This window comes from Streptomyces sp. NBC_00328 (genome assembly GCF_036139655.1).
In the GTDB taxonomy this organism is placed as follows: Bacteria; Actinomycetota; Actinomycetes; order Streptomycetales; family Streptomycetaceae; genus Streptomyces.
In genome coordinates this window covers 9,283,900-9,307,173 of sequence record NZ_CP108013.1, presented here as the reverse complement: position 1 = coordinate 9,307,173, position 23,274 = coordinate 9,283,900, and the positions used below count along the sequence as shown (strand labels likewise).

Genomic DNA, 23,274 nt, shown 5'->3' with positions numbered 1-23,274 from the left:
GCCGGGTTCACGCGCCCGCGTACCGGGCGAGGGCGGCGCAGGCGTCGTCGAGCGCGATCACGTCCGCGTACTTGGAGTCCAGGTCGAAGAGGTTGGCCTCGTGCGGCCCGGGATCCCGGTCGGCCACGGCTTCCCGGACCACCAGCGGCCGGAATCCGTACTGAAGGCCGTCCAGCGCGCTGGCCCGGACGCAGCCGCTGGTCGAGAAGCCGCCCAGGACCAGGGTGTCCACGCCCCAGGAACGAAGGGTCCCGTCCAGGCCGGTACCGAAGAACGCGCTCGGGTAGTGCTTGTACACGACGGAGTCGCTCGTGCCGGGCGGGCAGGCCGTGGTGAATCCGGCGTGTGGGGCGCCCGCCCGGAAGGCGGCGAGTCCGGGTACCTTGCGGGCGAAGTGCGGTACGTCGCCCGCGGGTTCGCCGGTGTAGCGCACGGCCGTGAAGACCACCGGCAGCCCTGCGGCGCGGGCGGTGTCCGCCAGCCGGCGCATGGCCGCGAGGGCGTCGGCCGCGGCGTCCAGGAAGAGCGCGGCACCGGGGTCCGCGTACGCCCGTACGGGGTCCACGAGAACCACTGCGGGCCGCTCGCCCCAGCCGACGCGGCGGCCGAACCCGGCCGCGCGGTAGTCCTCCTGGAGAGGGTCCGAGGCCATCTCAGATCACCCCCTGGGCCGGCCGCGGATCGATCGCGGCGAGCCGGTCGGGGCCGAAGTCCCGGCGTTCGAGGGTTCCGGGCGCGAGGAGGTCTGACAGGGGTCCGGTCATGACCGCAGTGTAAAATTGGGAAACATTGTTTCGCTAGTGGAATCGACGCGGCAGAATGCCGGCATGGAGACCTCACCGGGGGCCATACCCCCGCAGGCCGTGGAGACGACCGGACCGGCACCGTGGGACGGGCTGGAGAACGAGACCGCGACGCCCCGGCCGGGGACACCCGTCGGAAGCGTCGCGCCCGCCTCCCCAGGACATGCCTGGGACCCGTCCGCCGGGCCGCGGCCCGGCACCGCGTGACGGGGGCCGGGACGCCATGGGAGCGCATCCGCACGGCTGGTGGATCCTGCTCCACCTGGTGCTGTTCGTCTTCTGGCTGGGCGGCGACCTGGGGGTGTACGTCTCCAGCCGCTTCGTCCTGCGGGCGGACCTGCCGTTCGCCGCCCGGTCGACCGCACTGCAGATCATGGGCGTGCTCGATCTCGGCCCGAAGATCTGTCTGGTCCTCTTCCTCCCGAGCGGCATCACGCTGATGGCCCTGGACCCGCACGGCGCCCCCGGCCTGCTCAACGGCTGGACGGCGGCGGCCGCGTGGGCCGCGTCCGGCTGCTGGCTCGGGCTCACGGTGGCGGACCATCACCACCCCGGCCGCAGGCCCTGGGTCCGGCGCACGGACTGGACCGTGCGGATCGCCCTGACCGGGGCGCTGCTGGCCACCGGCGTGTACACGCTCCTGGCGCCGGAACCGTTCGGCGTGGACACCCATCCGAAGTGGCTGGGCGCCAAGGTGGCGCTGTACGCGCTGGCCATCACCTGCGGCCTCGGCATCCGGCTCAGGCTGCGGCCCTTCGGCCCGGCGTTCACCGCGCTGGCCAAGGACGGCTCGACACCCGCGACCGAGCGCGCGCTGCGCGCGGCGGTCAACGGGTGCGTCCCCTACGTGGCGGGCATCTGGTCCTGCGTCCTGGCCGCCGCCGCGCTGGGCGTACTGAAGCCCGGGGCCCGGCTGTGAACCGGTTCCGGGTCAGTTCACGCCGGGCCGGTAGCCGAACTCCGCGGACAGCCGTTCCACGGCGGCCAGCAGCAGCGGGGCGCACTCGGCCATGCGCGGCTTGAAGCGGGTCTGGGGCCCGGCGATGCTCACCACGGCGATCACATGGCCGTCGTGTCCGAGTACCGGAGCGGCGACCGACGCGGATCCGGCCTCGCGCTCGCCGACGGAAGTGGCATAGCCGCGGCGCCGCACCGCCGCGAGTTCCTTGCGCAGCTTGTCGGGGTCGGTGATGGTCCGCTCGGTGAGCTGGTCGAGGGCGTGCCGTTCCAGGTAGCCGTCGACCTCGACGTCGGGCAGGAAGGCGAGCATCGCCTTGGAGGAACTGCCCGCGTGCAGCGGGAGGGGGATGCCCAGCGCGACCTCCATGCGCAACTCCCGGTCGGGGACGACCTGATCGACGTAGAGGCGGGTGTCACCACGGCGGATCGACAGGGTGACGGTCTCCTCGCACTGCCCGGCCAGCCGGCGCAGTTCGGGTGCGGCGAGGATACGGAGGTCCGTACGGGCCAGATAGGCGCGGCCGAGCGAGATGGCCGCGGGCCCGAGCGCGTACCGCCGGGTGACGGGGTCGGCGATGATCAGGTCGCGGTTGCGCAGGGCGGTCAGAATGCGGTGCACGGCGGCCTTGGTGATGCCGAGCTGCTGGGCGATCTCGGTGATGCCCAGGTCGGGGCGGCCGCTGCGGCCGAAGAGCAGGAGCACGTCCATGGCGCGCTCGACTGCGGCGATCGACCTGCTGGTGTTCTCCTCGGTCACAGCGTCCTCGGTACTTTTCGGGTGCGTGGAACCACCCCCGGAGAAGCCCCGGGGGATGCCCGACAGCATAGGCGTGGATTTCCCTCTGGGAAACACCGTTCAGTGGGTGCCCCGGACGGCCACCGTCCAGCGGGCCCGGCGAACGGCGTTCAGCGGGCACCCGGCCGTCATTGACACCCCTTCGGACCCGTCGTTACGCTCTTCGTTACGACGTTCCACTGAGGGAAACTCTCTGGAGACTCGACGAGAACGGGGGTGGCGATGACAACCGCCGTGGACGGGAGCACCTTTCGGCAGGTACTGGCCCGCTGGCCGAGCGGTGTCGGGATAGTCACCACAGCCGGCGCGGCCGGCCGCCACGGCATGACGGCGAGTTCCTTCAGCAGCGTCAGCCTGGATCCGCCCCTGGTGCTGGTCTGCGTCGACCGGCGGCTGCGCTCCCACGAACTGCTGGACCGCAACGGCGTGTTCGCCGTCAACGTGCTCGGCCGCGACCACATCGGCCTCGGCCGCCGGTTCGCCGGAATGGAACCCGAGGTGACCGACCGTTTCGCGGAGGGAGACTGGCTGCCCGGCGCCACCGGCAGCCCGGTCCTGACCGACGCCGCCGCCTGGGTCGACTGCCGGGTGCGCAACGGCTACCCGGGCGGCGACCACACCATCTTCGTGGGCGACGTGGTGGCCGCGTGCGTTCCGCGCATCACCTCGCCGCTGCTGTTCCACTCCCGGGCCTGGGGCCAGCTCGCCGACCCGCTGCCCCAGAGCGTCGGCATCACGGACACCGGCCTGGCCCGCACCCTGCACGAGCAGGGCGCGCCTCCCCGGCGGGGCGCCCGGCTGGTGGCGACGGTCCGCGCGGCGGGCATCCCGGTCGTCGTCCCCCACGGCACGCTGCGCACCACCCGGTCAGCGCCCCGCTGGTCCGACGCGGCCGGCACCGAACCCCGTACGCCCGCGGGCGGGCCCGGCGCACCGGTGTACGCCACCGCCCTCACCGCGCCGGGCCCGCCCGCGGTGCACGTGCGCAGCGCTGCCCAGGCCGCCGAAGCCGCCGAAGCCGGCTGCCCCCGGGTGGAGGTGACCGTCCCCGCCGACGGGACGGGCACAGCGGCGCGGGCCGTGATCCGGGCCGTCGCGGGATCGGCGACGACGGTCGTCGCCCGGGTCCGCGACGCCATGGCCCCAGGCGTCGCCCGGACCGTCCTGCACACGGTCGCCGCGCTCAAGGCCGCGGGCTGCGCGGAGATCTCGCTCGTCGAGGCCCGCCCCGGTCCGGGGGCCGCGGGCGCGCCCGGCGCGCTGGACGGATCGCCGCTCCATCTGCGCGCCCTGCTCCAGGACGTGGTGCCCGAGGCCGACGGACTGCCGGTCCGGCTCGCGCTGCGCGACCATCACGGGCTGGGTCTGGTCAACGCCCTGACCGCCATGAAGAGCGGGGTCCGCCACTTCGAGGCCGGACTCGGCGGCTGCGGCGGCCTGCTGCCCACCGAGCGCCTGGTCCTGCTGTGCTCCCGCATGGGGGTGTCCACTCCGGTGGGCCCCGAAGTCCCGCGCTCCTGGGTGAACGAGCTGGAGCGGATGCGCTACGGCCGCCCGCTGCCCGCACGTGTCGCCCCCGACCAGTGAACCTCCCCACCCCACGCGCCCCATCCGAGGAGCCGCCGCCGATGACCGGACCACGCCTGACCGGAGAACTTCTCGTCGACGCCATGACGCCGGACGAACACGCCCGAGCACAGCGCGTCGAGAAGGTACTGCCGGCGCTGCGCGCCAGTGCCGCCGAAGCGGATGCCAAGGCCGAGTTCCCGGCCGGACATGTCGCGCTCCTGCGGGACGCGGGACTGCTGGGGCTCGTCGTACCGCGGAAGTACGGGGGGCTCGGGGGCACTCTGCGCGACCTCGCCGCGGCCACCTTCGCCATGGGCACGGCCTGCCCCTCCACCGCGCTCGCCTACTTCTTCCACAACACCAGCGCCTCCCGCGGGCTGCTGCCTCTGGAGGCCGTCCGCGCGGGGCTCTTCCACGAGGACGAGACCGCGGAGGTCACCGCTTTCGCCGAGCGGGTGCTGACCACGATGGCCGCCGGCACGTGGCTCGGGAACTTCGCCAGCGAGTCGGTCAAGAGCTCGACGGCGAACATCGCCATCACCACCACAGCCGAACAGGCCCCCGGGGGCTGGCTGTTGACGGGCGAGAAGTCCTTCGGCTGCGCGACCGGCGTCGCCGACACGTATCTGGTCACGGCACGGCTGGCGGGCACCGAGGGACCGGACGGTCTGGCCCTGTTCCTGGTGCCGAGGTCCGCGCCGGGGGTCGGTTCGCGCGAGCCCTGGAACGGGCTCGGCATGCGCGGCAGCGCCAATCACGGCATCCGGCTGAGCAACGTGTTCGTCCCGAGCGCGGAGGCACTGACCGTGCCGGGCGCCTTCACCCGCATGCTCCGGGTCAGCCGGGGCAGTTTCGTCGGCAATCAACTCGCCATCGCCGCCGTGTACACGGGCGCCGCGCAGGCGGTGTACGACCACACGCTGGAGCGTCTCACCCGCGCGACCTTCGCCGACACGGGCCGCCCCATCGCCTCCAGCCCCATGCACCAGGTGCTCATCGGCGACATGACCCAGCGGCTGGAGACCGCGTATCTGTGGCTGCGGCGGCAGTTGGAGCTGGAGACGTCCGAGCCGCCGCTGCGCGGCAAGTCCGAGGTCTTCACCCAGTGGCGGCTGGGCAAGGGCTCCGTGACCGAGGCATGCTTCGACGTGGCCGTCGCGGCCCTCAAGGCCTGCGGCACGTCCGGCGCCACCATGGACGGCACGATCGGCCGCACGGTCCGGGACCTCGCGATGGGTCTGGTGATGACCTTCCCCGCCGAACGGGGCCGGCTGGAGGCCGCGAAGATGGCGACCGACTCCCTGGAGAACGCTCTCTTCGCCAACCTGGAGGCAGGCCGGTGAACACACCCGCGACGGCAGGCGCCCCGCAGAACACGGGGGATGTGGACCTGGAGGAGACCGCGGACCTCGTGGACGGCCGCTGGGAGGCCTGCCGCGACCGGCTCGGGCCGCTGCTGGAGAATCCCGCCACCGGCGCGAGCGTGCGTCCCGCGCTGGCCAGTTCGGCCGCGCGCGCCGAACAGGCCCTGGCGGCGGCCGACTCCCTGCACTCCGCCGGCACCTGGGCGTCGCTCGCCGACACCGTACGCGCCGACGCCCTGGAGTCGGCGGCGGCCGCCGTCGAGGAACGCGTGGAAACCATCGTGCGGGCCGAGTCCTTCGCCACCGGCGTACCGCTGGCCCAGACCTCCGGCCTGGGTGTCATCGTCGGCGGCGCGTTCCGGCTCGCCGCGGCCCGGCTGCGCGCCGGTGTGCTGCGCTCCGAGGTGCTGCGGCCGGACGGGCGCGCCGTCGAGGTGCGCCGGGCACCACTGGGACCCGCCCTGTGTGTCGTGCCGTACAACGCGCCCGCGCCGATGGCCGCGCACAAGGCGGCGAGCGCGCTGGCGGCGGGCTGCCCCGTCATCGTCAAGGCGCCGGAACTGGCGCCGTACGGAACGCAGTTGCTCGTCCGTGCCGCCGCCGAGGGGCTGGCGGCCGCGGGGGCTCCCCCGGGCGTGCTCCAACTCCTGCACGGCGACGGGCGCATCGGCGCCCGGCTGGTGGCCGACGACCGCGTGCGCGTGGTGTCGTTCACGGGCGGCACGGCGGCGGGCAGGGCGGTCGGCGCCGTCTGCGGCCAGGGACTGAAGCCCGTCCAGCTCGAACTCGGCGGGAACAACCCGCTCGTCGTGATGCCGGACGCGAACCCGGCGGTGGCGGCCCGGCTGGCCGCCGAACTCCTGACGACACTCAACGGCCAGTGGTGCCGCGCCCTGGGCCGGCTGATCGTGCCCTCCGCGATGCTGTCCGCACTGCTGACGGACATCGGCGCCGCTCTGGCCGACGTGAAGGCCGGCGCGCCCTTCGACGCCGCCACCGGGTTCGGGCCCCTCGCCCATTCGAGCCATCACCGGCGCGTCACGGCGGCAGTCGACGCGCTCGTCGCGGCGGGCGGTACACCGCACACCTTCACCGAGATCCCCGGGACGGGCAGTTTCCTCGCGCCGGTCCTGCTGACCGGCGTCCCCGAACGGGCGGCCCGCGAGGAGGTGTTCGGCCCGGTGGCCACCGTCCACGTCTACGACGGCGAGGACGAGGCGGTCGCCCTGGCCAACAGCACCGGGTACGGGCTGGAGGGCTATGTGGCCGGGACGGACGAGGAGGCCGCCCTCACGGTGGCACGCCGGATCAGGGCGGGCGAGGTGAAGGTCAACGGCTCGTCGCTGATGAGCCTGCACCTGGACACCCCGCGCCCCGCCTGGGGGCTGTCGGGTCTGGTCGACGAGGGCACCGACGAGACGCTGCTGCACTTCACGGGCAGCCGGGTCACGGGCATCGAGGCGGCCTTCGCGCTGCACACCGGACAGGGCCCCGGCCCCGCCACGGAGAGATCCCGGTGACGGGCACGTCGGCCGAGGGCCGCGTCCTGGTCGCCGGGGCGGGCCCGGTGGGGCTGACAGCCGCGCTGGTGCTCGCCCGGCGCGGGGCGCCCGTCACCGTACTGGAGGCGGGTCCCGGGCTCTCCTCGGAGTCGAGGGCCTCGACCTTCCACCCGCCGACCCTGGAGATGCTGGAGGACCTCGGTGTGCTCGGCCCGGTGCTCGAACAGGGCCTGATCGTGCGGACCTTCCAGTACCGCGACCGGCGCACGGGTCCCGTCGCGGAGCTCGACCTGGCCGTGCTCGCGCCGGACACCCGACACCCCTACCGCGTGCAGCTGGAACAGGGCAAGCTCACTCCTCTGCTGCTGCGCGCGCTGTCCCGACTGCCGGGGAGCGAGGTGCGTTTCGGCACCCGGGTGACCGCCGTCCGCCAGGATCCGCACGGGGTGGACGCCGTCCTGAGCGACGGGACGACGGCACGCGGATCCCACCTGGTCGCCGCCGACGGCGCCCATTCGGCGGTGCGCCGCTCGCTGGAGGTCGGATTCCACGGCATGACCTACCCGGAACGCTTCCTCGTCGCGTCCGTCGAGGACGACCTGACGGCCGAGCTTCCTGGTCTCGCCCCCATCGCCTACGTCATGGACCCCGACGAATGGCTGGTCCTGCTGCGCACCCCCGACCACTGGCGCATCCTGCTGCCGACCCCCGGCGACACCACGGACGCGGCCGAACTCGCCCGGCTGCCAGGCCGGTTGCGCGCCCTGCGCGCGGCCTCCGCAGGCCGGACCGGTCCGCCGTGGCGGGTCGTCCAAGCCGGCCTCTACCGTGTGCACCAGCGCGTCGCCGACACCTTCCGGCTGGGCCGGATCCTGCTGTGCGGGGACGCGGCCCACGTCAACAACCCGCTCGGCGGCATGGGCATGAACAGCGGCATCCACGACGCGGTGCTGATGGGCGCCGCACTCCATGCCGTCGCAGACGGTCGGACCGGCGCGGACGAGGCGCTGGACCGTGTCGCGGCGGCCCGGCGGGACTGCGCGCTGACGTACGTCGGAGCCCAGACGCACCGCAACTGGGAACGCCTCAGAGTCCGCGACCCGGCGCTGCGCTCCGCGCTCGCGGACGAACTGCGGGCCACGGCGGCCGATCCGGCCCGTGCCCGGCAGGCGCTGCTGCGCAGTTCGATGATCGCGTCGCTGCGGATGTCCGTGTGACACCACGGCGGTGAGGCGGCCGACGGCCCCGGCACCGCCGAACGAACGCTCACCGACGACCGGGGCGAGGAGTGCCATGCCCGTCGACGACCTGATCAGCATTCACAACCCTGCCAGGAGCGCCGAGATCGTCGGCCACGTGGCGCCCGCGACACCCCGCGGGGTGGACCGTGCCGTGGCCGCCGCCGGACGGGCCGCCCCGGACTGGGCGCGGACGGCCGTGTCCGACCGAGCGGCCGCGCTGTTCTCCGCCGCGGCGAGCCTGGAGGCGGCGGCGACGACGCAGGCGCCGCTGCTCGCACGGGAGTCGGGCAAACCGCTGGCCGACTGCCACGGGGAGATCCTCTTCTCCGCCGCGGTGCTGCGCTGGTACGCCGACGCGGCCCCCGGCCTGCTCGCGGACCGCCACATCGACGACATACAGGGAAGATTGACGGTTCGTCAGCGACCGTACGGGCCGGTCGCCGCCCTCACTCCCTGGAACGCGCCGGTGGTACTGACCGCGCTGAAACTCGCCCCCGCCCTGGTCGCGGGCAACGCGCTGCTGGTCAAGCCCTCCCCGCTCGCCCCGCTGGCCGTCGGCGCCCTCCTGACGGGCCTGGCGGAGCATTTCCCGCCCGGGCTGCTGCACGTCCTGCACGGGCACGCCCCAGTGGCCACCCACCTGGCCGGACATCCCGGCGTCTACAAGGTGGCCTTCACGGGCGGCGCGACAGCCGCCCGCGCCATCGGGGCGGCCGCCGCCGCGGCGCTGACCCCGACGGTGATGGAACTCGGCGGGAACGACGCGGCCGTCCTCCTCGACGACGCCCCGCTGGACGACTCCGCCATGGACCGTCTGGTGCTCGCGGCGATGGCCACGGCCGGTCAGGTGTGCATGGCGGTCAAACGGATCTACGTGCCGCGGGCCCGGCACGAGCGCTTCGTGGAGGCCTTCACGGCCGCCGCCGCGCGTGTCGTACGGCTGGGCGATCCCCTCGTGCCCGGGGTGAGTGTGGGGCCCGTGATCTCGGCGGAGTCGGCGACGCGACTGCGCGCCCTCACCGACGACGGCCTGCGCCGCGGCGGCCGGGCGGTCCCGCTCGGCGAGCTGTGCCCGTCGGCCGACGCGTCGGCCGGGCACTTCGTGCGGCCCACGGCGCTGCTCGGTCTGGACGACCGGGCCCCGGTGGTACGGGAGGAGCAGTTCGGCCCGGTGGTACCGGTGCTCGCCTACGACGCCGAGGACGAGGTGATCGCACGGGCGGGCGCGGGTGAACTCGGCCTGGGCGCCTCGGTCTGGAGCTCGGACGAGGAGCGGGCCTTCAGCGTCGCGGGCCGTCTCGACGCGGGCTTCTGCTTCGTCAACACCCACAACCGGACGGGCATGTCCCTGCGCGCGCCGTTCGGCGGGGTCAAGCGCAGCGGCCACGGGCGCGAGTACGGCGCGGAGGGCCTGCTGGAGTACGTACAGCCGTGCGTGACGCACGCACCGGCCGCGTTCCGCGGGGGTGGTGCCGGGATGGCGCCCGGCGCCTACCCGGTCCCCGCCGGCCCGCCCGGGCCTCCGTCCAGGGAGTGACCAGCCGCCGAGTCCGGCCCTCCGTCGCCGGAGTGCCCTGCCGTCCTGCCCGGCCTCGCCACGGCGTGGGCGTCGGACGCCTTCACCGGCCGCACCACGGCGGCCTGGTACCCGGGAGGCGCGTCCTACGACGCGCTGCTGGCCGCCGGGACCATCAGCACCCTGGCCGGGGCAGGTGTCTGAACGGCCGGCCGCCCTTGCCGAGAACGGGCCCCGGGTGAAGCCGACTTGATCAGTCGTCGTCCGCTCCCTGGCGCGGGTCGTCGTCGACGCTGTCGACGACGGCCCGGTCCGCGAGCCGGGGGCGCAGCCATCGCGCGAGCAGCAGGTGCTCCGGATGCCGCTGATAGGCGGCGAGTTCGTCCGGCCCGGAATGCCTGGTGATCATGCTCAGGTGGTAGGAGACGGGCGTGTCCAGGACGTCGAGCCCGAGCGTCATGGAGCGTATCTCCCTTACGAGCGGGGCCAGTTGTTCCAGTCTGTCGCGGGCCTCGGGTACGTCGGCCGGATCCTTGAACCTCATCAGCACGACATGGGTGAGCACAGGGGTCCTTCCGCTGGGCGACAAGGGAATTCCCCTCTGTCGCGAGGCTGGCGGCGAGTGTATGTTCAGGAAACAGTGTTCCGCCAGGGGAACCAAGGGAGAGTGTGATGCCCCCTGTCTCCGTGCGCGTCGCGGCGGCCCAGTTCGCCGTGGGGATCGACCGGTCGGCCAACCTCGCCGCGGTACTGCGCGCCGTCGAGGCGGCGGCGGCCCGGAAGGCCCGCCTGGTCGTCCTGCCCGAGTTCTGCAATCACCTGTCCTGGTACGAGGACAGGGAGCACGCGCTGCGCGAGGCCTGCGTCCCCGGAGACACCTTCCTCACCGAGGTGGCGGCCGCCGCCGCGCGGCACGGGCTGTACGTCAAGCTGCACGTCACCCTCGCCGCACCCGCCACGCCTCCCGTCCCCGGCCGGGCCGACGGCATGCGGATCACGGCGACGAGCCTGCTCTTCGCCCCGGACGGAACGCTCGTGGGACGGGCCGACAAACAGACGCTGATGGGCAGCGAGAACGACCATCTCGACCCCGCCGACGCCGAGGGCCCGGTGGTGGAGACCGGACTCGGGCCGGTCGGCCTCTACTCCTGCATGGAAGGGGTGATCAACGAGGTGTGCCGCTCCCTGTCCCTGCGCGGGGCGCGGTTACTTCTCAACAGCCTCAACTCCTTCGCGCTGGACGAGGCGTCGCTGCACATTCCCGTCCGGGCCGCGGAGAACAAGGTGTGGGTGGTGGCCGCGAACAAGGTCGGTCCCCTCATCCCCGAAGCCCGGCTCGCCGCCGTCGCGGAGGGGCTGGGCATTCCGCCCGAGGCGCTCCACGGCGCCGGCGAGAGTCAGATCGTCGCGCCCGACGGCACGGTGGCCGCCAAGGCTCCGCGCACCGGCGAGGCGCTCGCGGTGGCCGACATCGATCCGCTCGGCGCGCTCGACAAGCACCGGCCGGACGGCACCGACGTGTTCGCGGCCCGCCGTCCCGACCTGTACGGCCCGATCGCGCGTTCGCCGCGCCCGGTGCCCGCCTTCGGCGGACGGCGCGCCGAGAGTGTCACGGCCGCGGTGCTGCTGCCCGCGGGTACCGGACGGGCGGCCGTCGAGGACGCGGCTCGGCTGGCGGCCGACGCCGCCGCGCGAGGCGCCCGCCTGCTGGTCCTTCCCGAGCTGTTCCTCTTTCCCTCGGGCCGCGTCCCCGCGCACCTGACGGGGACCGAGGCCGGCGCTCTGGCCGCCGGGGCGCTGCGAACGCTGGCGGACGCGCTGAGCGGCACCGACGCCCTGCTCGCCTGCACCGTGCCGGCGGGAGACGTACACCTGGGCGTGCTGACCGGAGCGGGCGGGCCGGTGCTGCGCGTCCCCCAACTCCATCCGAGCGCCCGCCATGCCTCGTGGGCGACCGGGCGGGCGGGCCCGCCCGAGGTCCATGACGCCGCGTGGGGACGGATCGCCCTGGTCGCCGGGGACGACAGTGTCCACCCGGAGACCTTCCGGCTCGCCGCACTGGCCGGCGCCGACACCGTGGCCGTCTGCTTCACCGGCCTGGAGCCCTGGGAGAGCGCCCTGGGCCTGCCCGAGCGCTCGGCGGAGAACCGGCTCAACCTCGTCGCGGCCGGCCACGGCCAGGGCGCGGTGCACGCGCTCCCGTCCGACTTCGGACTCTGGCAGAACCACGGGGGCGGCTTCACCGGCCGCATCAGTCATCCCCGTACCACCACCGCGACAGGCCCCCTCACCCTGGCCGAGATCCACCCCGCCCAGGCCCTGCGCCGGATGCTGTCCCGCTCCACCGACCTGGTCGACGGACGGCCCTGGCGGCTGTCCGGCGCACTGGTCGCCACGGCCGGCGCGCCGGCCCCCCGTCCGGCCTGACCGCTCCGGACCCTTGCCCCGCCCGGCCCTTCGACGCCGGCACCGCGAACCCCGAGGAGCTGCTCCGTGGCCGAGACCCTCAAGGCCGTGCAGGACATGACGGACGACGCGCCCGTCACCGACGTGACCGAGACCTTCGAGCAGTGGCGGGAACTGCTCGCGGAACTCAAGTCCAAGATCGACGCCCGCTTCGAACTGCGCCGCGACCCCTCCACGCTCGGACTCGACTCCTACGGCGCGCCCCCGCGAAGCCCGGGCGGTTCACTGGCCGCCTACAGCGGGCCCGAGGTCGACTGGATGGTGCACTCCTGGCTCGGCAACCCGACCCGCGGCTTCGCCAACCTGCACCTGACGGTGTGGCTGGGCCCGCACATCCGGGTGCCGCACCTGGGCATCGCCCTGCTGTGCTGGCCGGGAGGCTGGTTCTATCTCGACTCAGTGCCCCGCGCGAACCTGGTCGCCGACGGCGCGTACTACGACCGCTACTACGCCCCGCTCGACGAGGAGTGGCTCGCCACCCGGGAACAGCACCCGTCCCTGGACTGGTTCACCAGCCGGGCGGGGTTCATCCGGGCGAGTCTGTCCCCGACCGCGTACTGCTACTCGATGCCCCGCGACCAGGAGCACGTCGGCCTGGTCCGCTCGCTCACCCACGCGCACGTGGACCGCTGGCTCGGATGGGTGGACGCGGCAGAGGCCGTGCCCCCGGACGAGCGGGACATCCTGGCCGCCGCGGACCTGGCCACCCGGCGCAACATCGCGGAGCGGGACCCCGCCAACGTCATGGGGGTGCGCTACTTCGGCGAGGAGACGACCGACCGCTTGGTCCGTGCCCTGTGGGGCGGGGACCGGGAACTGCCGAGGCCGAGATGACCGCCGGCGTACGGGCCCTGTGGTGGGCCTGCCGGGTACCGGGCCTCAAGGAGCCGTTCGACACCGCGCACCTGCGGGTGTTCTATCCGGCTCGGCCCACCGGCTCCGACGCCGAGCGGCTCTCGGGCGAGATCCCGGCCGACCCGGAGGGAGCCCCGTACCCGGTGGCGCTGCTCCTTCCGGGCATCAACGTCGGTCAGGACGCCTACCGTTGGCTGGCCGTCGCGCTCGCGTCGGCGGGCGTGGTCACCGTGACCACGGACCTGGTGGGCGAGCTGTTCGCCGGGAGTCACGGCCTCACCCCGGCGGTGGACCTCGAAGCGGCGGCCCCGGCCGGGTACGGCACCCGTCCGACCAGCCCGCTCATCGGCGCACTGCTGGCAGCCGTACGGGAACTCGGCACCAGGCCGCCGCTGGCCGGGCTGCTCGACACCGACCGGGTCGCCCTCGGCGGGCACTCGGCGGGTGGCACGGTGGCGCTCCAGTCGGCCGGTCTGACCCCGGGTGTACGGGCGGTGTTCGCCTACGGAGCCCACACGGTCGTCGCCGACCTGCTCGGCTGGCCACCGGGGACCGTCCTGCCGGCGGGCGGGGGCGCGCCGGTACTGCTGCTGTCCGGCGAGCACGACGGTGTGATCGCCGCGAGCGCGGACCGCTACACCGGACCGCCCGGCGGGGCGCCGCCGGATCCGGTGGCCCGTACGTTCGACGAGGCCGTCCCCGACGCGGCGGGCGGCAACGTCCTGGCCACCCTGGCGGGCGCGAACCACTTCACCGCCTGCCACCCCCAGGACCCCACCGGTGCGCGCGGGTTCCTGGAACGGACGGTCCCGGACGACGGCGGTGCCGCCAGAGACCTGCTGTCCCGTCTGATCACCCTGTTCTGCACCGCCCACCTGCGCGACGACGACGCCGCTCGGTCCCGGCTCGACGAACTGCTGGCGCCCCCGCACCCCGGGCTCGTCGCGGTGCGACGCCGCTGAACTCCCCGCGTACGAAAGCCCCGCACGGCTCCGCGGGCCCAAGTCCCGCACCCCAGCAGAGAACGACGCCGAGGAGCGCCACGGATGCTCAAGAACTTCTGGTACGCGGTCGAGTTCGCCGGCCGTGTGGGACGCCGGCCCCTGAAAGTGACCTGTCTGGGCCAGAGTCTGGTGCTGTACCGCACCGAGGACGGGCGCCCGGTGGCCCTGTCCGACCTCTGCGCGCACCGGGGCGCGGCCCTGTCCGGCGGCAGCGTCGCCGGGGACTGCGTGGTGTGCCCCTACCACGGCTGGCGTTTCGAGCCCGACGGGGCGTGCACCAGGATCCCCGCCAATCTGCCCGGCCGCGGCATCCCCAGGAAGGCCCGGGTCGACGCGTACCCGGCGCGCGAACGGTACGGGTTCGTCTGGGTGTTCCTCGGCGACCTGCTCGAGGAGGAACGGCCGCCCATCCCCAAGTGGCCCGAGTTCGATGAGCTGTTGGAGGACGGCGGCCGCTTCAGGGCGGTGACCGGCGAGTACCTCTGGCACTCCAACTACGAGCGGGTGCTGGAGAACGGCTGCGACATCGCGCACACCCCGTTCGTGCACGCGGGTTCGTTCGGCAACCCGGAGCGTCCGGAGGTCGAGGAGTACACCCTCGACCAGCCCGACGAGTGGTCGGCGTTCGCCACCGTCTCCATGCACCCGCCGACCGCCAAGGGACTGTGGTCGAGGCTCTACCAGGACCGGCGTTCGCAGGGCCGGGACCGGCCACCGGTGGTGAGTACCGCGGGCTGGATGCTGCCGAACCTCGTCAAACTGCATGTGCGGCTGCCGTTCGGCAACATGATCATCTACGACACGAACATCCCGGTCGACGAGACCACCACCCTCGTCAAGTGGGTCGCCCTGCGGGACTTCTTCACCGGTTCCTGGGCCGACGCCAACACGCGCAAGCGGGTGTACCGGATCTTCGGGCAGGACGCCCCGGTGGTGGACGGGACCCGGCCGGAGCTGCTCCCCGCCGACCTGGGCGCGGAACTCCACCTGCGTTCGGACCTGATCTCTGTCGCCTACCGGCGCAAGAGGCAGGAACTCGCCGCCAAGGGCTGGACGGTGGGCGCCGGTGACCGCGTCACGGGGGACGTGCCCGAGCGCACCTCGACGGTGATCGCCTCCCCCGGCCGCCGCGAGGTTCCCGAGTTCGCCCGCGCCTGGGAGCAGAAGGCGCACGGCCTCCACCCCACGGTCGACGGCGCCCAGTCCGCGTCCGGCCCCGACAAGGACGACGCCCCCGAACAGCGTCCGTCCGGAGAGTGAACCCCGAGATGCCGGATCAGACAGCGGCCCGTCCCCCGTCCGTCCCACCGGCCCGCGCGGCGGCGCAGTCCCCGCCCGCCGCGCTGTCCGCGCGCGTCCTCGACCGTCTCACAGCCGTCACGGACGTCACCGAATCCCCCACGCCCTGGGGGCGGTTGACGAGTGCGGCCTTCCCCGGCGAGGTCGGCTCCGTCCGGTATTTCACCGGGAGCGGCGCCGTCGCGTCCGTCGTGCACATCTCGCTGGTGGTCCCGGCCATCGGCCTCGACAGCCACATGGTGTTCGCGTTCGGCGCGGCCGAGGGCCCGCTGCCGCACTTCACCCTCGACTCCGTGCACGCCGGGGAGGGTTACGCCTTTCACCTCGACCTGGTGCAGCGGGCGGACCTGGCCTCCCATCCCGCGTACACCGACGCCGTGTACGGCCCCCTGACCCCGGCGCACGGCAGCGCGGCGGAGATCCCGGGGCTGGCCCCCGCGGCGATCGGTCCGCGCCAGCGCGCCCTGATGTCGCCGTGGATGCTCGTGCACCGTGCCGACGAGGCGGCACTGCGGGCCGTGGGACCGATCGCCGAAAACTACCTGGAGCACTGGCTGGCCCTGGCCGGGGACTTCCCTCCGGCAGCGGCCGACGAGGTGAAGGACACGGACCTCGCCGACCGCGACCGGCGGCTGCGGGCCGCGCTGTTCAGCCGGGAGATCGATCCGGTGTGGGCGCAGGTCGACCGGCTCCTCGGCCCGGCCACGACCGACGCACTGCGCGGCCTGCTGATCACCGGCAGCCCGGGCGGCGCGGAGGGGGACGCCTCGTGAGCGCCCCGGAGCCCAGCGCCTGGCAGCGTCGCATCACCGGTGAATGGCACGGCCGGCCCTCGCTGTTCGACGCGACGGGCACGTGGTGCGGATTCGAGGACATCCGCCGTTCCTCGGCGTTCGAGGACGGAGGCACGGTCTACCGCATGGACGGCGGTCTTGAGGGCGGCGGCCCGCTGGCCGGCCGGTTCCGGCTCGCCGCGCCCTTCGCCTTCGCCGTGACCGACGCCGACGACAACCGGATCTACCACGGTCCCGACTTCCACGGAACGGGCCAGCCGTACGGCTCGTTCGTGGACGCCCACTACTACGGACCCGGCTGGCAGGTCGACCTCAACACCTGGAACCACGTCCTGCCCGACGGCGAGACCCAGGTCTACTCGTCCGTCCTCTACCAGGGATGGACGGTGGTGGGCTGCTTCAACGGCCTCTACCGGCGCACCATCGGCGCCGGGGCCGACGATCCGGCGACCCGCGCCGCGATCGACGCCCATCTCGCCGCGGAGACCCGGTCCGGTCCCGTGCCGTGGATCCTGCCCACCAAGCGGTCCGGCGCCTTCCGGGGAACGTGCGAGGTGTGGGGCGCCGACCAGAAGCCGCGGGGAACGGTCGAGGTGGAGGACCGGCTCACCCCGCTGGACCTGCTGCGCACCGAACACCGGGTCCGCTGGACGGGCGCCGGCGTGGACCGCGCCTTCACCGTCGTACGCCGCCGGGACGGCACCCGGGAGTTCTGGGAGGGGCCGGGGGCCTGGGGCAACGCCCAGGCGTTCGGGCGGGCCAACTACCCGGTCTGGCACTTCACCGACGGGGACGTGCACAAGGTCAAGGGACGCGAGTTCGCCCTGGACGCCACCCCCGGCATGACCGCGGGCGGGCAGCTGGCCGTCACCTGGGAACTGTTCGACGGCAACGTCCTGGCCGCCGTCGTGCACGGCGTCCTCGGCTGGGAGGAGACATGAGAACGCGGGCGCCCGTCGTGGTGGTCACGGGCAGCACCCGCGGCATCGGCCACGGACTGGCCCGCTCCTTCCTCGACCGGGGCTGCCGCGTCGTGGTGTCCGGTCGCGGACCACGAACCGTGAAGGAGGCCGCCGCGGTCCTGGACGCCCCGGCGGACCGGCTGCTCGGACGGGCGGCGGACGTCACCGACCGGGGTCAGGTGCAGGACCTGTGGGACGCGGCCCTCGACACCTTCGGCGGCGTCGACGTATGGATCAACAACGCCGGGGCGGCCACCGTCCGACGGCCGCTCTGGGAGCTGCCGGACGGTGACCTGGAAGCCGTCGTCGCCACGAACCTGGTGGGCACCGCCCATGGTTCGGCCGTCGCGCTGAACGGGTTCCTCGCCCAAGGCCACGGACGCCTGTGGAACATGGAGGGCCTCGGCTCCGACGGCCGCGTCCTGCCGGGCCTCGGCGCGTACGGCACCACCAAGCGCGCCGTCACCTACCTCACCCACGCCCTGGCCGCGGACCTGCGCGAACGGGCGGTGACCGCACCGCACGACGTACGGGCGCTGCGTCTGTCGCCGGGCATGGTCGTGACCGACCTCCTGTTGCACGACTACGGCCCGGCGGAGTACGCGAAGGTCCGCAAGGTGCTGAACATCCTGGCGGACCGGGTGGAGACCGTGGCGCCCTGGCTGACCGACCGGATCCTGGCGGACCGGACCCGCAACGGCGGCCGGGTCGCCTGGCTGACCCGGCGCAGGGCGGCGGCGCGGTTCGCGACCGCCGGATTCCGCACCCGCGACGTCCTGCCGTCCGCACCGCCCCGACCACCGGCGCCACCGGGACCGGCAGGGTCGGCGGCCCCGGAGCGCGGGACCGGACACGGCGGGGAGGCGGAGCTGTGAGCACGCCGGTGGACTATCCCGTCGCGCTCGCGCTCCAGGACTTCGTGCCGGTCGCCCTGACCGGCATAGGGGCGGCCTGTCTGATCCGGCCGGTCGCACGGGCCGTACCCCGGGCCGGGACCACGGCGGTCACGGCGACCGCGCTGATCCTGGCGGGCGGGCTGTCCAAGGCGGTGTGGAAACTCGTCGTGTCCCTCGACGGGCCGGACGTCCAGCCCCTGAACAAGGCGCTGTTCCCGCTGCTCGCCGCGGGCTTCCTGCTGCTCGCCCACGCCCTGCTGTCCCTGCCGTCCCCGGTCCCCTCGCCACGGGGAACGGGCCGGGTCCCCCCGCTGTGGGGGTTCGCCGCGACCTGGACGCTGCTGGGCGGGCTGTCCCTGCTCCTGGGCTCGACCCTGCCCGTCATGGTGCTGACCATCGCCGCGGTCACCGTGTGCGGGGTCCGTCTCATCCTGCTCGCACGGGCCGCCGGGGACACTCCGGCAGCTTCGGCGGCGGGCCTGTGGCTGCTCGGCATGTACGTGCTGGGGCCGCTGGCCGCCCGCCCCGACCAGAGCGTCACCCTGCAATGGACCGAGCAGGGCTGCAACACGCTCACCCAGGCGGCCCTCCTGATCGCCGCCCTCAGGCTCGCCCGCTCACTGTCCCACTCCGCGCCGCACCCGGCCGGCCTGTCCAGAACGGTGAACCCATGACCGACGCCCTCGGCTGGCGCCACAAGTTCGGCGTCATCGCCCCCAGTACCAACACCATCGTGGAGCCGGACTTCCACCGGATGACCGTGCCCGGAGTGACCTCGCACTTCTCGCGCATCCACATCCGGGACCAGGACATGTCCGGCGACGCCGGGATGGAGCGGTTGCTGGACCAGATCCGCGACGAGATCGGCGCGGCCTGCGAGCGGGTGCTCACCTGCGAACCCGACTACATGGTGATGGGCATGTCGGCCGAGACGTTCTGGGGCGGTGTCGAGGGCAACCGCGTGTTCATCCGCCAGATCCACGAGGCCACCGGTCTGCGGGTCGCCACCGGCGCCGAGGCCTGCGACCGGGCGCTGCGTCTGTTCGACGTGCGGCGCATCGGCGTACTGACCCCTTATCAGCCGGTCGGCGATGCCAACGTGCGGCAGTTCTTCACCGAGTTGGGCTTCGAGGTCGCCGGTGTCACCGGACTGCGCTGTCCGACGGCCGTGTCCATCGCCCACGTCGAAGAGCGGCGGCTGCGCGAGGCCCTGACGGAACTCGCCCTCCTGGACGGGGTCGAGGCGATCGTGCAGTGCGGGACCAACCTGTCCATGGTCGCCCTGGCCGACGAGGCGGAGCGCTGGCTCGGGCTCCCGGTCATCGCCATCAACGCCGCCACGTGGTGGATGGCACTGCGCGACAACGGGGTCGACGACCAGGTGCGGGGCGTGGGTTCACTGTTGCGCGAGCACTGAGAACCACACCGGTGCGGATCGGGCCGGACGGGCCGGGCTCGTGGGAGCCCGGCCGGCCCGGTCACAGCGCGGCCGGTGCGGGCGTGGCTTCTTGGCGCCTGTCGATACGCCGGTCGCACAGGGCGGCCAGCAGACCGGCCAGCATGAGACCCTCGCCGGCGTTGCCCAGCGGTGGCACCTTGAACGCGAAGGCCGAGGCGGCGAAGACGGCGAACGCGCCCAGCGCGATCCAGGGCACGCATCGCCGCTTCCACGCCACGACGCCGATCGCCAGCAGCGCCAGGACGGAGAGAACCGCCGCGACGGGCGCGCCCCCGCCACCGGCGTCCGTGTAGCGCAGGGTTCCGGCCCAGGAGCGGGGCTCCAGTTCGAGGCCCGGCAGCGTGGTGGCCACCCCGAGTACCGACAGGGCCGCGGCGCACGCCCAGGCCCACCGGACCGTGCGCCGCCCTCGGTCGAGCAGCAGGGCGCCGCACACCACGGAGAGCGGCGTCAGCACGGCGTGCACCACGAAACGGCCGGTGTTGAGCCACTCCAGCGGTGCACCCGCCCCCACCATCGCCCCGGCCGCGACGACGAGCGAGTCGTACGCCAGCGCGCACCCGAGGACACCGATCCACAGCCCGGGGGCACGGCCCTTGCGGAACGCGGTGAAGGCGAGCAGGAGTTGGAGAACGCCTATCAGGAACAGGGCCGCCGAGACCATGACACTCCTCCACTTGAGAAACCCTGCCTGTGCGTGCGGTCGCCGGACCGGAGCAGTCGGTCAGTAGGCCTGTTGGACGGTCACCGCGTTGTCGACGCCGTCTCCCCACTGACGTACGTAGGCGGCGGCCAGCCCGTCACCCAGGCTCGCCCTCAGGAACAGCGCGGACCAGCGGGCCGAGGTACGGATGCTCTCGGTCTGATCGAGCGTCTGAACCGACGTGTCCGGGAGCGCCCCGGTCGGGTTCTGCGCGTCGGTGATGCCGTAGTGGTTGGCCCCGGTGACGGTGACGAGTGCCTTCGGCGTGGCGGTCAGTGCCTCGTAGGTCGCCTGGGCCGCGGCGGGTGCGGCGACGCCGTCGACGCTCCCCTGGACAAGCGCCAGGGGCACTCCGGTGTTGTCGACGGCCGGGGCGGCCCCGCCGCCGGGGGGCACGTTGTTCGTGCCGAAGAACGCGGCGGCCTTCAGCTGGGCCGGCTTGACGGCGCCGGCGGGCAGGCCGAAGCAGAACGGCGGGGCGCACTGCCCCTGCACGGTGCCGAGCCCCGCGGCGCCACCGAAGGAGTGTCCGAGCAGAACCAGGGTGCCGGCGTCGATACGTCCTGCCAGGGGGCTGTCGGCGTCGGCGTTCTCGGCAGCGGCCCATGTCACCGCGGCGAGCCCCTCGTCGGAAGAGGCCCACAGTCCGGGCACGCCGTACAGGGTCCTGGTGTGGTTGGGCACCACCACGACGAAGCCGAAAGCCGCGACCGTACGGGCGTACCCCTCGTAGGCCGACTTGTCGACGTTCGCGCCCTGGAGCAGCAGCGCCACCGGCAGTCGGCGGGTGGTGGTCGCGGGGTAGTAGATGTCGGCCGGGTCCTGGCCGACCGTGGTGGCGTAGGCGGCCGTCGGGTAGACGGTCGGACTTTCCGCGGCTTCCGCCCGGGTCAGGCCGCCGGACCCCGCCAGGAGGGCGAGCCCCAGGAGGAAGGCGGTCACCGCCCGTCTCGCGCCTGATCCGAGGAGATGTGTGGGATGCACCATGAGGACTCCGGTTCTTCGCCATGTCATTGCGGACGACGTACGAGGAGCAGCCCCTCACAGACCTCGCGGCCTGACCAGGAGACGACGCGCATGGTTTCCATAAGAGAAACTTCGTTTCACATCGACACCAGTAAACTGACCGTCCCTCGCCACCGTCAACAGGGGAAGCCCACGACTTCGAACGGATCCCCGCCATGAACCGACGGCCGGATCTTCGTCGGGTGCGCGGACCTTGCGGGCAGGCAGGTGGATCATCGCCCGGTCCAAGCTCTCTGGCGCACGCCACGAACGGCGTCGACTGCGATGCGGCGTTCCCGCCACCGCACATGCCCCAGCCCCGTGCTACGCCCCGCACCGTAGGAGCCGACGGGCTCCCTTGGTCCGATCCCGTACCTGGCCTGCCGCCGAACTCGCCACCTTGCTGCGCGGATTGGGTGACGGGACGGGTCTCGCCGGACACTCGCGCGACGTTTCCGGTCTGGTCGAGGGCCGGGCGGCGGACTGCCGGTGCGTCGACGCGAAGGCGGACGCCGGGCGGGCCCTGGCCGTTCGGTTCCAGGGCCTGCCGGAAGGTCTCGGCGCCGCGAAGCCGGAGGCCTACCGGGGATCGGTGGAAGTCCCTCACCGCCCCTACTACGCTTATGAGGAGATACCTGGCTCATAAGGAGATACTCACCGTCTTCGGGGACGCCCCGTAGACGCGCGAGCAGGCGTCGAGACCCTCGGAAAGGCAGCGCCGCACGCTCGGACCCGGCCCAAGGGCTCGGAGGTACGCTGGACAAGGCAACTGACTTCCCGCTCAAGATACAAGCGGGCCCCCGGCAGGCACCCTCGGAGTATCTTCATGGCATCACACCAGTCGCCCACCCATCGCTCCGCCGTCAGCCGACGCGTCCTGCTCGCCTCCGCGCTGGCGGTGTCCCTCGCGGCGGCGGGTGTGGGAGGTGTCCAGGTCTCACGGGCCGCCACGATCGACCCGCCCCTGAGAACCTCGAAGCTCGCGGCGGCCACCTGCGCCGACAAGACCTATTCGGCGATGACGGCTTCGCAGCGGGTCGGCCAGCTCTTCATGGGATCGGTCACGCCGTCCGCTCCTGACAGCAAGCGCATAGATGTCATGCGTCAGTACCACGTCGGCTCGGTGTTCCTCGCCGGGCGCAGCAACGCCGGGACGACGGCGACCAAGTCCCTTGCCGACAGTCTTCAGGCGAAGGCGGACACGGTGGCCGGGCATCGTGTGGGCCTCCTGATCTCGACCGACCAGGAGGGCGGACAGGTGCAGGTGCTGAGGGGCCCCGGCTTCTCGACCATCCCGAGCGCGCTGACTCAGGGAACGTGGACCACGACGAGACTACGGAGCGAGGCGGCCGTGTGGGCCAAGGAGCTCAAGACGGCCGGTGTGAACCTGAACCTGGCGCCCGTCGCGGATGTCGTACCCGCGAGCCTCGGCACGGCCAACGCTCCGATCGGCCGGTACGACCGCGAGTTCGGTCACACGGCCGCGACGGTGGCCCCGCACAGCAACGCGTTCCTCGCGGGTTCCACCCAGTCCGGCGTGCTGGCCACGCTCAAGCACTTCCCCGGACTCGGCTACGTCCGCGGCAACACGGACACCACGGCCAACGTCGTGGACACCGTGACGACGAGCACGAGCCCGAGCGTCACCACCTTCAAGTCCGGCATCGATGCCGGGGCGCCGTTCGTCATGATCTCCTCCGCGACGTACAGCAAGATCGACCCGAACAACCGGGCCGCGTTCTCCTCGACGGTGATCCAGACCATGCTCCGCAAGAACATGGGGTTCAAGGGCGTGGTCATCTCGGACGACCTCGGGAACGCGGTGGCGGTGAAGTCCGTGGCCCCGGGAGACCGCGCGGTCAAGTTCCTCTCGGCCGGCGGTGACTTGGTCCTGACCGTCGAACCGAATCTGATCCCGGCCATGACCAAGGCGGTGCAGAGCCGGATGGCGCAGAGCGCGGCCTTCCGCACGCAGGTGAGCCAGAGCGTCCATCGCATCCTGGACGCCAAGCAGAAGGCAGGCCTCCTCTCCTGCGGCTGACGGGGTCGCACCGAGGCCGAGCACGGCAGACCCGGGGTC

The 23,274-nt window shown here is 73.1% G+C and carries 23 protein-coding genes; 18 read left to right on the top strand and 5 right to left on the bottom strand.

Features of this window, described 5'->3' with window-relative positions:
* Positions 1–7 precede the first annotated feature (7 nt).
* A complete protein-coding gene (locus OG485_RS40935) occupies positions 8–652 on the bottom strand; it encodes an isochorismatase family protein (protein ID WP_328673927.1) in 645 nt (214 codons plus the stop codon).
* A 175-nt stretch (positions 653–827) separates the two neighbouring features.
* Here OG485_RS40935 and OG485_RS40930 point away from each other — a divergent pair, with 175 nt between their 5' ends.
* Together OG485_RS40930 and OG485_RS40925 are read left to right on the top strand one after the other, a co-directional pair.
* Positions 828–1,010, top strand: coding sequence for a hypothetical protein (locus OG485_RS40930; protein WP_328673926.1), 183 nt, complete (start codon positions 828–830; stop codon positions 1,008–1,010).
* Between the two features lie 16 nt (positions 1,011–1,026).
* Positions 1,027–1,722 (top strand): hypothetical protein, encoded by a 696-nt coding sequence (locus tag OG485_RS40925; RefSeq protein WP_328673925.1) that lies wholly within the window; start codon positions 1,027–1,029, stop codon positions 1,720–1,722.
* 12 nt (positions 1,723–1,734) lie between these two features.
* Here OG485_RS40925 and OG485_RS40920 read toward each other — a convergent pair whose 3' ends face one another.
* On the bottom strand, positions 1,735–2,520 hold the full coding sequence (locus OG485_RS40920; RefSeq protein ID WP_328673924.1) for an IclR family transcriptional regulator: 786 nt from the start codon (positions 2,518–2,520) through the stop codon (positions 1,735–1,737).
* A 261-nt stretch (positions 2,521–2,781) separates the two neighbouring features.
* On the opposite strand from OG485_RS40920, the gene OG485_RS40915 reads away from it, so the two are divergent.
* The 5 genes from OG485_RS40915 to OG485_RS40895 all read left to right on the top strand — a co-directional run bounded on the left by OG485_RS40915 (position 2,782) and on the right by OG485_RS40895 (position 9,772).
* A complete protein-coding gene (locus OG485_RS40915; protein WP_328673923.1) occupies positions 2,782–4,146 on the top strand; it encodes a flavin reductase in 1,365 nt (454 codons plus the stop codon).
* 41 nt (positions 4,147–4,187) lie between these two features.
* A complete protein-coding gene (locus OG485_RS40910; protein WP_328673922.1) occupies positions 4,188–5,471 on the top strand; it encodes an acyl-CoA dehydrogenase family protein in 1,284 nt (427 codons plus the stop codon).
* Positions 5,468–7,012 carry an aldehyde dehydrogenase family protein gene (locus OG485_RS40905; RefSeq protein WP_328673921.1) on the top strand — a complete coding sequence of 515 codons (1,545 nt, stop codon included), beginning with the start codon at positions 5,468–5,470 and terminating at the stop codon, positions 7,010–7,012. Before OG485_RS40910 ends, OG485_RS40905 begins: the two co-directional genes overlap by 4 nt.
* On the top strand, positions 7,009–8,211 hold the full coding sequence (locus tag OG485_RS40900) for an FAD-dependent oxidoreductase (RefSeq protein ID WP_328673920.1): 1,203 nt from the start codon (positions 7,009–7,011) through the stop codon (positions 8,209–8,211). Before OG485_RS40905 ends, OG485_RS40900 begins: the two co-directional genes overlap by 4 nt.
* 76 nt (positions 8,212–8,287) lie before the next feature.
* Positions 8,288–9,772: an aldehyde dehydrogenase family protein gene (locus OG485_RS40895; protein ID WP_328673919.1), complete on the top strand. Its 1,485-nt coding sequence runs from the start codon at positions 8,288–8,290 to the stop codon at positions 9,770–9,772.
* Between the two features lie 232 nt (positions 9,773–10,004).
* Here the strand turns inward: OG485_RS40895 and OG485_RS40890 are convergent, their stop codons facing one another.
* Positions 10,005–10,316: a Dabb family protein gene (locus OG485_RS40890; RefSeq protein ID WP_328673918.1), complete on the bottom strand. Its 312-nt coding sequence runs from the start codon at positions 10,314–10,316 to the stop codon at positions 10,005–10,007.
* 107 nt (positions 10,317–10,423) lie between these two features.
* On the opposite strand from OG485_RS40890, the gene OG485_RS40885 reads away from it, so the two are divergent.
* The 9 genes from OG485_RS40885 (at position 10,424) to OG485_RS40845 (ending at position 19,444) form a co-directional block, all read left to right on the top strand.
* Positions 10,424–12,178, top strand: coding sequence for a nitrilase-related carbon-nitrogen hydrolase (locus tag OG485_RS40885; protein WP_328673917.1), 1,755 nt, complete (start codon positions 10,424–10,426; stop codon positions 12,176–12,178).
* Between the two features lie 66 nt (positions 12,179–12,244).
* On the top strand, positions 12,245–13,051 hold the full coding sequence (locus tag OG485_RS40880) for a hypothetical protein (protein WP_328673916.1): 807 nt from the start codon (positions 12,245–12,247) through the stop codon (positions 13,049–13,051).
* On the top strand, positions 13,048–14,034 hold the full coding sequence (locus tag OG485_RS40875) for an alpha/beta hydrolase family protein (RefSeq protein ID WP_328673915.1): 987 nt from the start codon (positions 13,048–13,050) through the stop codon (positions 14,032–14,034). The genes OG485_RS40880 and OG485_RS40875 overlap by 4 nt, the downstream gene beginning before the upstream one ends.
* 84 nt (positions 14,035–14,118) lie before the next feature.
* Positions 14,119–15,336, top strand: coding sequence for an aromatic ring-hydroxylating dioxygenase subunit alpha (locus OG485_RS40870; protein WP_328673914.1), 1,218 nt, complete (start codon positions 14,119–14,121; stop codon positions 15,334–15,336).
* A gap of 8 nt (positions 15,337–15,344) precedes the next feature.
* Entirely contained in the window at positions 15,345–16,148 is an 804-nt protein-coding gene (locus OG485_RS40865; RefSeq protein WP_328673913.1) for a hypothetical protein, read from the top strand.
* Complete coding sequence (locus OG485_RS40860) at positions 16,145–17,110, top strand: hypothetical protein (RefSeq protein WP_328673912.1); 966 nt, start codon at positions 16,145–16,147, stop codon at positions 17,108–17,110. Before OG485_RS40865 ends, OG485_RS40860 begins: the two co-directional genes overlap by 4 nt.
* Positions 17,107–18,006, top strand: coding sequence for an SDR family oxidoreductase (locus OG485_RS40855; RefSeq protein ID WP_328673911.1), 900 nt, complete (start codon positions 17,107–17,109; stop codon positions 18,004–18,006). The genes OG485_RS40860 and OG485_RS40855 overlap by 4 nt, the downstream gene beginning before the upstream one ends.
* Positions 18,003–18,701, top strand: a complete 699-nt coding sequence (locus OG485_RS40850) for a hypothetical protein (protein ID WP_328673910.1) — start codon at positions 18,003–18,005, stop codon at positions 18,699–18,701. The genes OG485_RS40855 and OG485_RS40850 overlap by 4 nt, the downstream gene beginning before the upstream one ends.
* Positions 18,698–19,444, top strand: coding sequence for a maleate cis-trans isomerase family protein (locus OG485_RS40845; protein ID WP_328673909.1), 747 nt, complete (start codon positions 18,698–18,700; stop codon positions 19,442–19,444). Before OG485_RS40850 ends, OG485_RS40845 begins: the two co-directional genes overlap by 4 nt.
* 61 nt (positions 19,445–19,505) lie before the next feature.
* On the opposite strand, the gene OG485_RS40840 is transcribed toward OG485_RS40845, so the two are convergent.
* Positions 19,506–20,150 (bottom strand): hypothetical protein, encoded by a 645-nt coding sequence (locus tag OG485_RS40840; RefSeq protein WP_328673908.1) that lies wholly within the window; start codon positions 20,148–20,150, stop codon positions 19,506–19,508.
* A 60-nt stretch (positions 20,151–20,210) separates the two neighbouring features.
* Positions 20,211–21,176 carry a poly(ethylene terephthalate) hydrolase family protein gene (locus OG485_RS40835; protein ID WP_328673907.1) on the bottom strand — a complete coding sequence of 322 codons (966 nt, stop codon included), beginning with the start codon at positions 21,174–21,176 and terminating at the stop codon, positions 20,211–20,213.
* Between the two features lie 376 nt (positions 21,177–21,552).
* Here OG485_RS40835 and OG485_RS40830 point away from each other — a divergent pair, with 376 nt between their 5' ends.
* Both OG485_RS40830 and OG485_RS40825 read left to right on the top strand, forming a co-directional pair.
* Positions 21,553–21,840: a hypothetical protein gene (locus OG485_RS40830; RefSeq protein WP_328673906.1), complete on the top strand. Its 288-nt coding sequence runs from the start codon at positions 21,553–21,555 to the stop codon at positions 21,838–21,840.
* A 180-nt stretch (positions 21,841–22,020) separates the two neighbouring features.
* Positions 22,021–23,235 (top strand): glycoside hydrolase family 3 N-terminal domain-containing protein, encoded by a 1,215-nt coding sequence (locus OG485_RS40825; RefSeq protein ID WP_328673905.1) that lies wholly within the window; start codon positions 22,021–22,023, stop codon positions 23,233–23,235.
* Positions 23,236–23,274 lie beyond the last annotated feature (39 nt).